At 36.1% G+C, this 12,646-nt stretch carries 15 protein-coding genes; 4 read left to right on the top strand and 11 right to left on the bottom strand.

Going from position 1 to position 12,646, the window contains the following annotated elements; translation table 11 throughout:
• Window positions 1-10: 10 nt before the first annotated feature.
• The 3 genes from AC3RVG_RS14895 to trmB are packed head-to-tail and all read right to left on the bottom strand — an operon-like array spanning window position 11 to window position 1,678.
• A complete protein-coding gene (locus AC3RVG_RS14895; RefSeq protein ID WP_489692271.1) occupies window positions 11-337 on the bottom strand; it encodes an MGMT family protein in 327 nt (108 codons plus the stop codon).
• A gap of 1 nt (window position 338) precedes the next feature.
• Entirely contained in the window at window positions 339-965 is a 627-nt protein-coding gene (locus AC3RVG_RS14900) for a LysE family translocator (RefSeq protein WP_489692272.1), read from the bottom strand.
• A 38-nt stretch (window positions 966-1,003) separates the two neighbouring features.
• Complete coding sequence (gene trmB, locus AC3RVG_RS14905; RefSeq protein ID WP_489692273.1) at window positions 1,004-1,678, bottom strand: tRNA (guanosine(46)-N7)-methyltransferase TrmB; 675 nt, start codon at window positions 1,676-1,678, stop codon at window positions 1,004-1,006.
• A 67-nt stretch (window positions 1,679-1,745) separates the two neighbouring features.
• Here trmB and AC3RVG_RS14910 point away from each other — a divergent pair, with 67 nt between their 5' ends.
• Complete coding sequence (locus tag AC3RVG_RS14910; RefSeq protein WP_489692274.1) at window positions 1,746-2,813, top strand: glycosyltransferase; 1,068 nt, start codon at window positions 1,746-1,748, stop codon at window positions 2,811-2,813.
• Here AC3RVG_RS14910 and AC3RVG_RS14915 read toward each other — a convergent pair.
• Both AC3RVG_RS14915 and AC3RVG_RS14920 read right to left on the bottom strand, forming a co-directional pair.
• On the bottom strand, window positions 2,787-3,824 hold the full coding sequence (locus AC3RVG_RS14915) for a sensor histidine kinase (protein WP_489692275.1): 1,038 nt from the start codon (window positions 3,822-3,824) through the stop codon (window positions 2,787-2,789). The two genes, AC3RVG_RS14910 and AC3RVG_RS14915, sit on opposite strands and share 27 nt — an antisense overlap.
• 5 nt (window positions 3,825-3,829) lie before the next feature.
• Window positions 3,830-4,510: a response regulator transcription factor gene (locus tag AC3RVG_RS14920; RefSeq protein WP_489692276.1), complete on the bottom strand. Its 681-nt coding sequence runs from the start codon at window positions 4,508-4,510 to the stop codon at window positions 3,830-3,832.
• A 242-nt stretch (window positions 4,511-4,752) separates the two neighbouring features.
• Here AC3RVG_RS14920 and AC3RVG_RS14925 point away from each other — a divergent pair, with 242 nt between their 5' ends.
• On the top strand, window positions 4,753-5,727 hold the full coding sequence (locus AC3RVG_RS14925; RefSeq protein WP_489692277.1) for a T9SS type A sorting domain-containing protein: 975 nt from the start codon (window positions 4,753-4,755) through the stop codon (window positions 5,725-5,727).
• 90 nt (window positions 5,728-5,817) lie between these two features.
• Window positions 5,818-6,792 (top strand): LuxE/PaaK family acyltransferase, encoded by a 975-nt coding sequence (locus AC3RVG_RS14930; RefSeq protein ID WP_489692278.1) that lies wholly within the window; start codon window positions 5,818-5,820, stop codon window positions 6,790-6,792.
• Window positions 6,793-6,944: 152 nt separating this feature from the next.
• On the opposite strand, the gene AC3RVG_RS14935 is transcribed toward AC3RVG_RS14930, so the two are convergent.
• Genes AC3RVG_RS14935 through tyrS form a run of 3 tightly spaced genes read right to left on the bottom strand, consistent with a single transcriptional unit; the run spans window position 6,945 to window position 8,815 of the window.
• Window positions 6,945-7,250 carry a type II toxin-antitoxin system RelE/ParE family toxin gene (locus AC3RVG_RS14935; RefSeq protein WP_489692279.1) on the bottom strand — a complete coding sequence of 102 codons (306 nt, stop codon included), beginning with the start codon at window positions 7,248-7,250 and terminating at the stop codon, window positions 6,945-6,947.
• Window positions 7,251-7,484, bottom strand: coding sequence for a hypothetical protein (locus AC3RVG_RS14940; RefSeq protein WP_489692280.1), 234 nt, complete (start codon window positions 7,482-7,484; stop codon window positions 7,251-7,253).
• Between the two features lie 32 nt (window positions 7,485-7,516).
• A complete protein-coding gene (tyrS, locus tag AC3RVG_RS14945) occupies window positions 7,517-8,815 on the bottom strand; it encodes a tyrosine--tRNA ligase (protein ID WP_489692281.1) in 1,299 nt (432 codons plus the stop codon).
• 172 nt (window positions 8,816-8,987) lie between these two features.
• Here tyrS and AC3RVG_RS14950 point away from each other — a divergent pair, with 172 nt between their 5' ends.
• Complete coding sequence (locus AC3RVG_RS14950; protein ID WP_489692282.1) at window positions 8,988-9,983, top strand: NAD-dependent epimerase/dehydratase family protein; 996 nt, start codon at window positions 8,988-8,990, stop codon at window positions 9,981-9,983.
• A gap of 6 nt (window positions 9,984-9,989) precedes the next feature.
• Here AC3RVG_RS14950 and AC3RVG_RS14955 read toward each other — a convergent pair whose 3' ends face one another.
• The 3 genes from AC3RVG_RS14955 to AC3RVG_RS14965 all read right to left on the bottom strand — a co-directional run bounded on the left by AC3RVG_RS14955 (window position 9,990) and on the right by AC3RVG_RS14965 (window position 12,582).
• Window positions 9,990-10,424 carry a DUF4296 domain-containing protein gene (locus AC3RVG_RS14955; RefSeq protein ID WP_489692283.1) on the bottom strand — a complete coding sequence of 145 codons (435 nt, stop codon included), beginning with the start codon at window positions 10,422-10,424 and terminating at the stop codon, window positions 9,990-9,992.
• Complete coding sequence (locus AC3RVG_RS14960) at window positions 10,421-11,761, bottom strand: dihydroorotase (protein WP_489692377.1); 1,341 nt, start codon at window positions 11,759-11,761, stop codon at window positions 10,421-10,423. Before AC3RVG_RS14960 ends, AC3RVG_RS14955 begins: the two co-directional genes overlap by 4 nt.
• A 71-nt stretch (window positions 11,762-11,832) precedes the next feature.
• A complete protein-coding gene (locus AC3RVG_RS14965) occupies window positions 11,833-12,582 on the bottom strand; it encodes a polyprenol monophosphomannose synthase (RefSeq protein ID WP_489692284.1) in 750 nt (249 codons plus the stop codon).
• Between the last annotated feature and the right edge of the window lie 64 nt (window positions 12,583-12,646).

A 12,646-nucleotide genomic window follows, 5' to 3' on the forward strand; every position in this document is an offset into this window, starting at 1 on the left:
AAGTAATTATTTATTCGAGCTCTTTCATTGGATCCCAAAAGTGCTTTTCGAAATTCTGGATTTGGTTGTCAACTACTTCAATTCCTTCATTTTCTAATAACTGTTGCATTAGGCTAGTTCCTTGAAAGTGATGTTTGCCGGTTAGCAAACCCTTTCGGTTTACTACTCTGTGTGCAGGTACTTCTTGCTTCTGGCTTACATTCATTGCCCAACCAACCATTCTAGCGCTTCCTGCAGCGCCCAAATACTTCGCAATTGCACCGTAAGAAGTTACCTTTCCGTAAGGAATTAGCTTTACAACTTGATAGACTTTATCAAAAAAACCTTCGTTGCCCACCTTACATTTGCTTTAAAATTTTCAAGAAAGTGATTACAGAAATTATGGCGGTAATTGTTCCTATTACATAATTCATATTCAGCTTTAACTTGCGCGAATCTTCCTTAGGTCTGAAAAATTGGACGTATAAAGCCAAACTAGCAAATGTGCCCAATCCAGATGCAATGACTGCGAAAAAAATTGCAGGCTGCGAAAAAGAAAATGCGCCAAATGATGAAAAGGTTATACTTAAATACATCCAATAAGGCAGTGGAAGCAGGTTTAACATCGCAATAAAAATTCCTAAGAAGAAACGGTTTTTCTTAGAGTTTTCTCCGTGATCCCGTATTTCTCTGCTAGTTTCTTTCGCAATAAAAATAAAGTAAAAAGTAAGACTTATAAATATACCTAACGCCACCTTTTGAAGCAGGTTAACAATTTCAGGATGTTTGCCTATATAACCTGCAAAAATTAACGCAATATAGGTTTGAATCATTACCGTAATACAAACACCAATAGCAAACAGGAAGCCTCTTTTTCGGCCTTCTCTCATACTTATTTTTGCCGCATACATATTTATTAATCCAGGTGGTAGCACCCCAATAAATGACCCTAGTAAACCAATAAGTAAGTTGTAAAAAATCGCCATTTAGGGCCTTAGTTTCTGTGAATATACTGAATTTATATCTAACGGAATTTAAACCTAACGTAGGTTATTTTTTTCCCCTTTTCAAGATATTGATTTTCGTAGAATGTTTGAATATCTGTTACTGCCGCGGGCGCTCCCTGGCTTCCATAAACATCGTGGTGAGCGTATTCAATAGTTTCACCTAAACCGTGAAGCAGACCAAGCGTATAGCCGTGCATAAATTCACTATCGGTTTTAAGGTGCACAACACCGTCTGGCTTTAATATTTTTTTGTATTTCTGAAGAAAATCTTCGTTAGTTAAACGGTGTTTTGTACGCTTGTACTTTATCTGTGGGTCGGGAAAAGTAATCCAAATTTCATCAACCTCGTTTTCGTCAAACATATGATCAACGAGTTCTATTTGGGTACGCAGAAAACCTACATTATTTAGATTTTCTTCCAAAGCTGTTTTTGCACCACGCCAAAAGCGAGCCCCTTTTATATCAATACCTAAAAAGTTTACTTGTGGATACGCTTGTGCCAAACTTACCGAATACTCCCCTTTACCACACCCCAGTTCCAAAACAAGGGGGTTTTCATTTTTAAAGAATTCTTTGCGCCAGTTTCCTTTTAGTTTCAGTGAATCGTTTAGCACATCTTCTCTTGATGGTTGCACTACATTATCAAAAGTTTCATTCTCTCTAAAACGTCTCAGTTTGTTCTTACTTCCCAAAATTTTTAAATTTTTGGTAAAATTAAGGAAATAAAATCCCGCAGCAATTATTGCTACCTTTGTTTTTATGCCGAAAAAAAAGTTGATTTTGGTTGCTCCTCTAAATTGGGGTTTAGGCCACGCTACACGCTGTATTCCTATTATTCGCGCATTACTTGAGCAAAACTATAACGTTTTGCTTGCTTCTGACGGTCCCGCATTACTACTGCTTCAAAAGGAATTTCCTGAATTAGAGTCCATTGAATTACCTTCATATAACATTACATATCCAAAAAAAGGTGGTCTTTTTAAGTGGAAAATGTTGCTGAAATTTCCACAGATTAAACGCACAATTTTAGCTGAAAAAGAACAAATTGAAGAAATTCTTACCCAGAGAAAAATACACGGAATAATTAGCGACAATCGATTTGGGGTCAGGAATCCCCCTGTGCCTTCAGTATTTATTACGCACCAACTAAATGTTTTAACAGGAAATACGACGTATTTCAGTAGTAAAATTCATCAGAATATTATTAAAAAATTTGATGTGTGTTGGGTGCCTGATGTGGACAATTTATTAATCAACCTCAGCGGAAAGCTGGGTCATTTAAAAAAGAATTCATTACCAGTTAAATATATTGGTGTATTAAGTCGAATGAAGAAAATCGAACTACCTAAAACAATAGATATTCTGTTGTTACTTTCAGGGCCAGAACCGCAACGCACCTTATTTGAGGAGAAACTGAAAACCGTTTTTAAAGGAAGTGAAAAAAACATTTTAATGGTTCGAGGTGTCGTTGAAGAAATACAAAACTGGCAAAACTTCGGAAATATTAAAACGGTAAATTTTATGAAAACTGAAGAGCTGGAAAAAACTATTAACGAAAGTGAATTGGTAATTTCCCGACCGGGTTACACTACTATCATGGATTTAACCATGCTTGAGAAAAAAGCCATTTTTGTGCCCACTCCCGAACAATACGAGCAGGAATATTTGGCAAAGCGATTAACAAATCTTGGAATTGCTCCTTCTTGTAAACAAAAGAAATTCAAAATAAATGAGTTGGACAAAGTTGCGGATTATAAAGGTTTGAAAACACTCTCTAATCCGTCTATAAATTTTACAGAATTATTTTCCCTTTTCGAGGGTGAATGAAAATTCGGAACCTATACCAAACTGACTTTCAACGTAGATTTTATCGTTGTGCGCTTCCACAATATGCTTCACGATGGAAAGGCCCAAACCGCTGCCACCTTCTTTTCTAGAACCGCTTTTATCTACTCTATAAAAACGTTCAAAAATTCGCGGCATATTTTCTTTCAGTATACCTTCCCCATTATCGGTAACGCGCACCAGAAGTTTCTTTTCTAAAATATTTTCAATACTTACTTCGGTGGTACCATCTTGTTTTCCGTATTTCAAGGAATTCACAATAAGGTTTGTAAGAACTTGCTCCACTCTAGCGCGGTCTGCATATACCAGTATTTCTTTTGTGTAATCTTTGTCAAAAACTAGCGAAATATTCTTCTTCGCAGCTCTCATTTCCAGCGCATCAAAAATATTTTGAACCAAAACAATTATGTCGAAATTTTCTTTGTTCAGAACCAGACCACCCACTTCAAGTTTAGCTATCATATCTAATTCTTTTACAATATAAATGAGTCTTTCCACCCCTTTACTTGCACGACGAAGGTATTCTTTGCGCACTTTTTTATCTTTCATTGCGCCATCCAGCAATGTTAGAACGTAACTTTGCACTGTAAATAATGGCGTTTTTAACTCGTGAGAAATGTTTCCCATAAACTCCTTTCTATAATTTTCTCGGACGTTAAGGGTTTCTATTTCAAGCTTTTTTACGTTTACGTAGTTCTCAACTTCGCGAGTTAGCACTTCCATATCTGTAGTAATGGAAGGCTTTTGAAAATCTTGCTCGTTAAGAATACGAACGTCCTTGTAAATTTTCTTTATTCGCAAATAAATAAATTTTTCTAACCTCTGTTGAAGTATGAAAAAGGAAAGTAAAAACGTGAACACAAAATAGAGAAGTAGCCAGGCAGAAACGGTTTTTAGCAAAAAATACATGAAAACACCCATTGCCAGTGTTGAAAACAGAGCAATGAATAGCGATGTGGAAAAAGCGAAATTATATTTTTTAGAAAATTTCATTTCAGCTAAACTACAAACTTATAGCCAACCCCTTTCACGGTTTTAAATTTATCGTCGCCAATTTTTTCGCGCAGCTTCCGAATGTGTACGTCTATTGTGCGTCCGCCAACGATTACATCATTGCCCCAAATGCTGTCTAGAATATCTTCGCGTTTAAAAACTTTTCCTGGTTTAGAGGCAAGAAGCGCCAATAATTCAAACTCTTTTCTGGGGAGCACCATTTCCTCTTTACCCAGAATAATTTTATATTCCTCACGGTTAATGGTAAGATTGCCCAGTTTAATTTTTTCGTCTTCTTCCTCTTCCTTAAATCTTCGCAACAATGATTTTACTTTGCTTACAAGAACTTTTGGTTTAATTGGTTTGGTAATATAATCATCGGCACCGGCTTCAAATCCTGCCATCTGAGAATAATCTTCGCCTCTTGCAGTTAGAAAAGTAATTACAGTTTCAGAGAGTTCAGGGATGCTTCTTATTTTTTCGCAAGCTTCCATACCGTCCATTTCTGGCATCATCACATCCATGATAATTAGTTGTGGCTTTACTTTTTTTGCTTGCTCAATGGCCTCTAATCCGTTCTCTGCTATTTCAACAGTATAACCTTCAGAAGTTAGATTGTATCTCACTATCTCAAGAATGTCCGGTTCGTCGTCTACCAACAAAATTGTAATATCTTTTTTCTTCATTATTTATGGCTATTTACGAAGTAACATTTCTTTTTTTAACGTTTCAAAGATAGCATTATTTAACGTGAGCATATGTTTAGCACGCTTATTGTTAACCATTAGATAACCTTTACATAACATGTTCAATATTTTGACACTAAAGCAGGTGAATTTTCCTTTATCGAAATTCAATTTCACTCATTATCAGTATTTTACAAAAAAATAATTAATTATATTTGTATAACAACTTATAACTTAATCCGATGAAGAAAACTACTTTATTTGTGGCTCTTTTAGTAGGTACCGTAGCTTTTGCTCAAATTGCCGGAACCAGTTTTGAGGAGCCAGACGCACTTTCAGGGAAATATACGGATACTGGCGATCCGAATGTAGCACACGATTTAATCAATAATGCTGGGCAACCTTTTGTGGACTACACAAGTGTTGGCGCAGAATTAGGTTTTAATGCTTCTTACGCTCCCTATGACACTCCAAATGTTGGGCTCACCGATGGTGACGATGTAGGGGTAACAGACAAATCACCTTCTTCATCTGTAAATTTTACAAATGGAGCAAAGGGGTATAGAATGAGCGACATTGATGGAAACTATATTCTTGAATTCGATCAGATAGATTTAACAGGCATTTCTTTGCCCGGTATTTCAGTAGATTTTTTAATATCCATAAATACTAATCCTGCAAATGGTAATTACGAAGGTGATGGAACCGTTAATGAATCTGGTTCAGACAGATTGCGCATCTATGTTAAAGATATTACCAATAGTACTGAAACCGATATATTCAACTCCACAGGAACAGACCTTGACGATTTAGTGCCTTTTGATACTGGCACTGGCGAATATCAGTTAGAATGGCAAAATGTTGTGGTACCTGTGCCCTCGAGTATTGTGCAACTTGTAATTGAAGGCAGAAACAATGCAGGGGGCGAATCTTTTTGGTTTGACAATATTATGTACGTTGGTGCAATTGGTGTGACGGAACAAACTACAACAAAGTTTGCTTTATATCCCAATCCCGCAACAAGAGGTTATGTAAATATTACCTCAAATGTTAGCGGACCAAAAAACATTTCAATTTTTAATATATTGGGCGAACAAGTTATAAAAACCAGGCTTATTGGTGATAGATTAGATATTTCAAGATTGAACAGTGGTGTTTATATTCTGAAAATAGAGCAAGGCAATAGTTCCGTCACCAATAAATTGGTTGTAAAGTAATTCACCGAAAAAACACTTTAAAAGCTTCTGTTTCGACAGGAGCTTTTTTTATTTAACTATTTTTGAAGAAAAATTTGCAGCTTGTTAAAAATGCTTGAAAAAGAAATTTTCAATATTAAAACCTCGGAAGATTTTGAGCGTCTTGCCCTTGAAGTCTTTCGTTTTCAATATGAAAATGTTGATGTATATCGCGATTTCTGTGATCTTCTGAAAACAAATGTTTCAGAAGTAAAATCTACAGAACAAATTCCTTTTCTGCCTATTCAGTTTTTCAAAAGCCATAAAATAATGGCTTACGAATTAACTGAAGAAACCATATTTACAAGTAGCGGCACGACCGGAAGTATTACGAGTCAACATTTTGTTTCAAATTTAAAACTTTACGAAACTAGTTTTCAAAAAGCATTTCAGCTACAATATGGCAAACCCGAAAACTTTGCGATTTTAGCACTGTTGCCCTCCTATTTGGAACGCGATGGCTCCTCATTAATATATATGGTGGAAAACCTAATTGAAACAAGCAAAAACCCACACAGCGGCTTCTATTTATATGAAATGGACGAGCTGATTGAAAAGCTGAACGTCTTAGAAAACAGCAATCTAAAAACCCTCCTAATTGGTGTTTCCTATGCTTTATTAGATTTGATTGAAAAAAGAAATTTTCAGCTAAAAAACACAATCGTGATGGAAACCGGCGGAATGAAAGGTCGCCGAAAAGAAATGATAAAAGAAGAACTGCACGAGATTTTAGCTAACGGTTTTGGAGTAAGTAAAATTCACAGTGAGTACGGAATGACCGAACTGCTTTCGCAAGCATATTCTGTAGGCGATGGAATTTTTAATTGCCCGCCTTGGATGAAAGTTTTAACGCGCGACACCGAAGATGCGTTAACCTATACTTTTAGAAAGACTGGCGGAATAAATGTAATAGATTTAGCAAACCTCTATTCCTGTTCTTTTATTGCTACACAGGATCTGGGAAAAACTTCTGAAGACGGTTCGTTTGAGATTATAGGACGCTTTGATAGCAGCGATATTAGAGGCTGTAACCTAATGGTTTTTTAGGGAAATATTTAACATAAACTACTGAAATACAGTGTAAGTATAATGCAAATGTACCGACCAAATAACCGTGAGAAGATGATTACTTTTCATAATTTGGTTGGTTAGTTAATTGAGAAATCCCCGTGCAAACTTTGCCGGGGATTTTTTTTATTTTATTCTTTGAGGAATTTTTCAAATTCTCGTGGATCTCTTTTGTTGTTCCAAAATAGTAACAAATCTATTCTACGTTCATTTTCAAAAACTTTATAAACTAAAGTTGTTTGTTTAGATATAACAGAAACACACACATTTTTCACTTTATAAGGTCTGCCAATAAGCACTCCAGATTGCAGTGTTGAGATATAATCGAACACTAAATCTCTAAAATCTAACGCTTGTTTTTTATTCCACTTTTTTAGAATAAAATCTATCTCTTCGGCGTACGTGATTTCAGAAGTTTTTGTCCAAAAAACGTCCATCTATTTAGAGATTTCATTGCTTTTTAAACGGTCCATCACCTCGTTATGAGGTCTTACAATGCCTTGTTCACTCTCCTCCATGGCTTGTAGAATTAATTTTTCAGCAATTTCAGGAAGTTCATATTGGTTTGTATATTCATAACGCTCAAAAACTGCATTCACAATTCGCAAAGTATCGTCATCTGCTTCATTTATATAAGCAATCACCTTTTTTCTTAGCTCTGTCGTTTCCATATCGCAAATAATTTCAACCTAAAGATACATAATTATACCGCTTTTATAATAAAATAGTTCTTCTTACCACGTTGCAATAACACGAATTGCCCGTTGATTAAATCACTTTCTGTAATATTAAAATCTTCAGAAATCTTTTCTTTATTTACCGAAATTGAATTTTCCTTCAAGGCACGTCGCGCCTCTCCATTAGATTTTAAAAATCCTGTTTTTCCCGCTAAAGCAGTAATAATCTCAATGCCGTCTTTTATTTCCTCTTTTGAAATTTCGGCTTGTGGAACGCCATCAAAAACATCAAGAAAAGTTTTTTCATCTAGCGTTTTTAAATCTTCGGAAGTAGAGTTTCCAAATAAAATTTCAGAAGCTTTAACAGCTTTCTCAAATTCTTCGGCACTGTGCACAGTAGTTGTAACCTCTTGCGCTAATCGCTTTTGAAGCAATCGCATATGTGGCGCTTCTTTGTGCGCTATAATTAAACTATCTATTGTTTCTTTATCGAGAAAAGTGAAGATCTTGATATATTTTTCGGCATCATCATCGCTACTGTTTAACCAGTATTGGTAGAATTTGTAAGGTGAAGTTTTGTTGGCATCCAACCATACATTTCCCCCCTCGCTCTTACCAAACTTGGTTCCATCACTTTTTGTAATCAATGGGCATGTTAGCGCGTAGCCTTTACCACCGTCTATTCTTCTAATTAATTCGGTACCAGTAGTAATATTTCCCCATTGATCGCTTCCGCCCATTTGTAGGGTGCAATCTAAATTTCTATAAAGGTGCACAAAATCATACCCTTGTATTAGTTGGTATGTAAACTCTGTAAATGAAAGTCCATCTGAGCTTTCACCGCTCAATCTGGTTTTTACAGAATCTTTCGCCATCATATAGTTTACGGTAATGTGTTTGCCCACATTTCTGATGAAATCTAGAAATGAAAACTCCTTCATCCAGTCGTAATTATTTACAAGTACGGCTTGGTTCTCGGCTCCCGAAGAAAAATCTAAAAATTGAGAAAGCTGGTTTTTAACACATTCCTGATTGTGGCGTAAGGCTGTTTCATTAAGCAGATTACGCTCGGCACTTTTTCCAGAAGGATCGCCAATCATTCCCGTAGCTCCACCCACCAAAGCAACTGGCCTATGTCCGGAGCGCTGATAGAAAGACAATAGCATTATCGGCACCAAGTTGCCAATGTGTAATGAGTCTGCGGTAGGGTCAAAACCTACATAAGCAGAACGCATTGTTTCCAAAAGGTGTGCTTCAGTTTCGGGCATTACATCATGTACCATGCCTCGCCATTGTAATTCTTCAACGAAATTTTTAAGTGCCATTTTTTTGCTTTATTTTTCCGCTGCCATCAAGGCTTCGGACTATGAGGATGCAAAGATAAGGTTCTCCTTTAAAGATTCAAGGTTGAAATTTTAAAATTCAAGTTTCAATAGAATACAAGTTTCATTTTGAATTCTAGTTCGGTTTCGATTTCAATTTCAGTATTTTCGCAGTATGATTTTAGTAACTGGCAGCACAGGCTTAGTGGGTTCGCACCTTTTGTATTTTCTGTTGAAAGAAAATACCGCAGTGCGCGCTATTCATAGAAAAAGCAGCGATATACAATCTGTAAAAAAAGTGTTTGCGCTTTACACCGATGATGTAGATTCTCTCTTCAAAAAAATTGAATGGGTCGAAGCAAATGTGACAGACATTCCAGCTCTTTCCGAAGCTTTTAAAAACATTACAAAAGTTTATCACTGCGCAGCTATTATAAATTTTGACCCTTCAAAATATTCACTTTTAAAAAAGATTAATGAGGAAGGCACAGCAAACATTATAAATCTTTGCCTCTCCAACAACATTGAAAAACTCTGTTACGTAAGTTCGATTGCCACTTTAGGAGGAAATGCAAACCACCAGTCAATTAACGAGAAAACTCCTTGGAATCCTTACGAAAAAAACAACGTTTACGCACTTACAAAATACGCTGCCGAAATGCAAGTTTGGCGCGGTACACAAGAAGGCCTTAATGCTGTAATTGTAAATCCAGGCGTTATTTTGGGCACATCACCCAATGGCGGTGGAAGCAATGTAATTATTAAGTTGGGCAGACGGGGTATACCATTTTATCCCCCTGGAGCAATGGGTATTGTTGATGTTCAAGACGTGGTGAAAGCAATGAAAACACTGATGGATTCTGATGTCACGAACCAAAATTACGTATTGGTTGGAGAAAACATTTCATTCAAACAACTACTTTCAAAACTAGCGATACTTGCTGGTAAAAAACCTCCAACGAAAAAACTTCCGAAAGGTTTGATGTATTTTTTAATAGGAATAGATTGGCTTTCGAATAAGCTTTTCAATACAGAAAGAAGAATTGTAAAAACTACTGTTAACTCAATGTTTAAAACTTCGCATTATGATGCTTCCAAAATAATAGAAGATCTTAATTTTCAATTTACACCAACAGAAGAAACACTAAAACGAGTATCCGAAGAAAGCTGAAACCCTCTAAATTAAGCTGTCTTTTAGAGGTGCTATATTTGTTTTTTCTTCAATTTCTTGCTTGCCAATCGAGTCTTTTAAATCTCTCTCTATTTCGCGAATACTGTCCATTTTTTGCTGCATTGCAGTAAGTCTTGCTTCTACAATTTGAAAAATTTCTATATAGCTATTTACATTAGCCGCATAGTAATCATTGCTATTTGCAAATTGCAGACTATCCACACCAAAATTCTTATAAATCAAAGAATCCAGTATCACCCCTTTTTCTATAATAATTTGATTGCTCACACTTCTGGCAGCGTTTGCCATATATGTCTCCGTTAAGATATCGACCATTTTGTCTTTTGAAATAAGATTGTCTGGCTTTTTAGGTTGCTCCACATTTTGGCAACCAGAAAAGCTTAAAATACATACAAAAACAAAAAGGCAATATTTCATCATCTGTTAAAGGTTAGTCTTTCAGGAATACTTTTGTTTGGGAATTTAAAGTTTTCATAAACTACAACTCCGTTAACAAGGGTGTGAGTTATGCGCGATTTAAAGATGGTTCCGTCAAACGGCGACCATTCACATTTATAAAGTAGATTCTCTTTTTTTACCGTCCAAGGCGAGTTAAGATCTACTAAAACTAAATCTGCTTTATATCCTTTTCTAATGTAGCCACGATCCTTTATTTGAAAAAGAATAGCAGGATTATGAGCAAATTTCTCAACAATTTTTTCCAAAGAAATTTTACCTTTATGATACATTTCTAAAAGCGCTACCAAGGCGTGTTGCACCATTGGCCCACCCGAAGGTGCGCTTAAATATTTATTGTTTTTCTCTTCTAAAGTATGCGGCGCGTGATCTGTAGCAATAACATCAATACGGTCATCGAGCAGTGCTTTTAACAATCCGTCTCTGTCTTTTTGCGTTTTAACTGCGGGATTCCACTTTATTTTTGTGCCTTTTGCTTTGTAGTCTTCTTCTGAAAACCATAAATGATGAATGCAAGCCTCGGCGGTTATTTTCTTTTCGGCAAGTGGCTTTTTATTGCTGAAAAGATGCGTTTCCTTTTCTGTAGAAACATGAAATACATGAAGACGTGCCCCCGTTTTTTCTGCAAGCTTTACCGCTTTTGAAGAGGAAATATAACAAGCTTCTTCACTGCGTATTTTTGGGTGAAGTGCAATTGCGATGTCTTCGCCAAACTCAGCTTCATATTTCGCTAAATTCTTTTTAATTGTGCCTTCATCTTCACAATGAGCCGAAATAAGCAATTTGGTTTTGCTGAAAATTTCTTCCAAAGTCTTTGGATCGTCTACTAGCATATTTCCTGTAGATGAGCCTAAAAACAATTTCAAACCCGCCACTTTCTGTGGATCTACTTTTAATATTTCATCTAAATTATCATTGGTACCACCAAACATAAAAGAATAGTTGGCCCAAGAAGTTTTGGATGCAATATCAAATTTTTCTTCCAAAAGCTCAATAGTTGTAGCTTGTGGAACGGTGTTCGGCATTTCGATGAAAGAAGTTATTCCGCCCGCTACCGCTGCTTTAGATTCAGTTTCAATAGTGCCTTTGTGTGTTAATCCTGGTTCGCGAAAATGAACTTGATCGTCTATCATTCCCGGTAATAAATAGCTTCCGTCGGCATCTATCACTTTCGTTTCAGCAGATTTCATGCTGATGGTTTCAGAAATTTCTGCAATACGGCCGTCTTGAACTAGAACGTCTCCTTTTATTATCCTTCCCTCGTTTACTATGTTTGCGTTCTTAATTAAAACTGCTTTCATCTGTATTTTATCTTCTTTTTTATAGGACATTTAGAACATTATTATTCAATATTCTACGCAACATTATTATTTTAATGAAACGATTTTTCATTAAATCTTTTTCTATTAAATACACTTTTAAATTTCATTGCAATCACTCCAAAAATGGCTTCGGAAATAATGCCCGAACTCATTTTAGACTCCCCCTTGGTACGATCTGTAAAGATTACAGGTACTTCTTTAATTTTGAATTTGCTGATGTAAGCCTTAAATTTCATCTCAATCTGAAAAGCGTAGCCCACAAAACGAATATTGTCTAGGTTTATTCTCTCCAAAACAGCTCTTCTGTAGCAAATAAATCCTGCCGTTGTATCGTAAATATTCATCCCCATTACAAACTGCACATATTTTGAAGCAAGCCACGATAACAACACCCTGCTCATTGGCCAGTTTACAACGTTTACTCCTGTAACGTAGCGCGAGCCAACGGCTAAATCATGACCGTCTTTGTGGCAAGCATTAAACAACCTAATAAGGTCATTTGGGTTGTGAGAAAAATCGGCATCCATTTCAAAAATATAGTCGTAATCTTTCTGTAATGCCCATTTAAAACCAGCTATATAGGCGCTTCCCAAACCATTTTTCTCAGCTCTTTTCAGCAAAAAGAGTTTATTAGGGTAGGTTTCGAAACTGTTTTCTACAAGATTTGCAGTACCATCTGGTGAGTTGTCGTCCACAACTAAAATGTGAAACTCACGCTGTAATGAAAAAACATTTCGCAGTAACCGTTCTATGTTTTCAATTTCATTATAAGTTGGCACCACCACTACCGCCTTGGACATACTGCTATTTTAGCGCAAATGTACCCTTTTTTGAATAAATAAATGTGAAGTAAAATCTAATTCA

The organism is Aequorivita sp. IT1282 (assembly GCF_058068205.1).

What these genes read in the sequence shown, in the direction of transcription:
- AC3RVG_RS14900 (WP_489692272.1), bottom strand. Translation starts at nt 965, where the DNA reads ATGGCGATTTTTTACAACTTACTTATTGGTTTACTAGGGTCATTTATT.
- AC3RVG_RS14910 (WP_489692274.1), top strand. Translation starts at nt 1,746, where the DNA reads ATGCCGAAAAAAAAGTTGATTTTGGTTGCTCCTCTAAATTGGGGTTTA.
- AC3RVG_RS14915 (WP_489692275.1), bottom strand. Translation starts at nt 3,824, where the DNA reads ATGAAATTTTCTAAAAAATATAATTTCGCTTTTTCCACATCGCTATTC.
- AC3RVG_RS14920 (WP_489692276.1), bottom strand. Translation starts at nt 4,510, where the DNA reads ATGAAGAAAAAAGATATTACAATTTTGTTGGTAGACGACGAACCGGAC.
- AC3RVG_RS14925 (WP_489692277.1), top strand. Translation starts at nt 4,753, where the DNA reads ATGAAGAAAACTACTTTATTTGTGGCTCTTTTAGTAGGTACCGTAGCT.
- AC3RVG_RS14930 (WP_489692278.1), top strand. Translation starts at nt 5,818, where the DNA reads ATGCTTGAAAAAGAAATTTTCAATATTAAAACCTCGGAAGATTTTGAG.
- AC3RVG_RS14935 (WP_489692279.1), bottom strand. Translation starts at nt 7,250, where the DNA reads ATGGACGTTTTTTGGACAAAAACTTCTGAAATCACGTACGCCGAAGAG.
- AC3RVG_RS14940 (WP_489692280.1), bottom strand. Translation starts at nt 7,484, where the DNA reads ATGGAAACGACAGAGCTAAGAAAAAAGGTGATTGCTTATATAAATGAA.
- tyrS (WP_489692281.1), bottom strand. Translation starts at nt 8,815, where the DNA reads ATGGCACTTAAAAATTTCGTTGAAGAATTACAATGGCGAGGCATGGTA.
- AC3RVG_RS14950 (WP_489692282.1), top strand. Translation starts at nt 8,988, where the DNA reads ATGATTTTAGTAACTGGCAGCACAGGCTTAGTGGGTTCGCACCTTTTG.
- AC3RVG_RS14955 (WP_489692283.1), bottom strand. Translation starts at nt 10,424, where the DNA reads ATGATGAAATATTGCCTTTTTGTTTTTGTATGTATTTTAAGCTTTTCT.
- AC3RVG_RS14960 (WP_489692377.1), bottom strand. Translation starts at nt 11,761, where the DNA reads ATGAAAGCAGTTTTAATTAAGAACGCAAACATAGTAAACGAGGGAAGG.
- AC3RVG_RS14965 (WP_489692284.1), bottom strand. Translation starts at nt 12,582, where the DNA reads ATGTCCAAGGCGGTAGTGGTGGTGCCAACTTATAATGAAATTGAAAAC.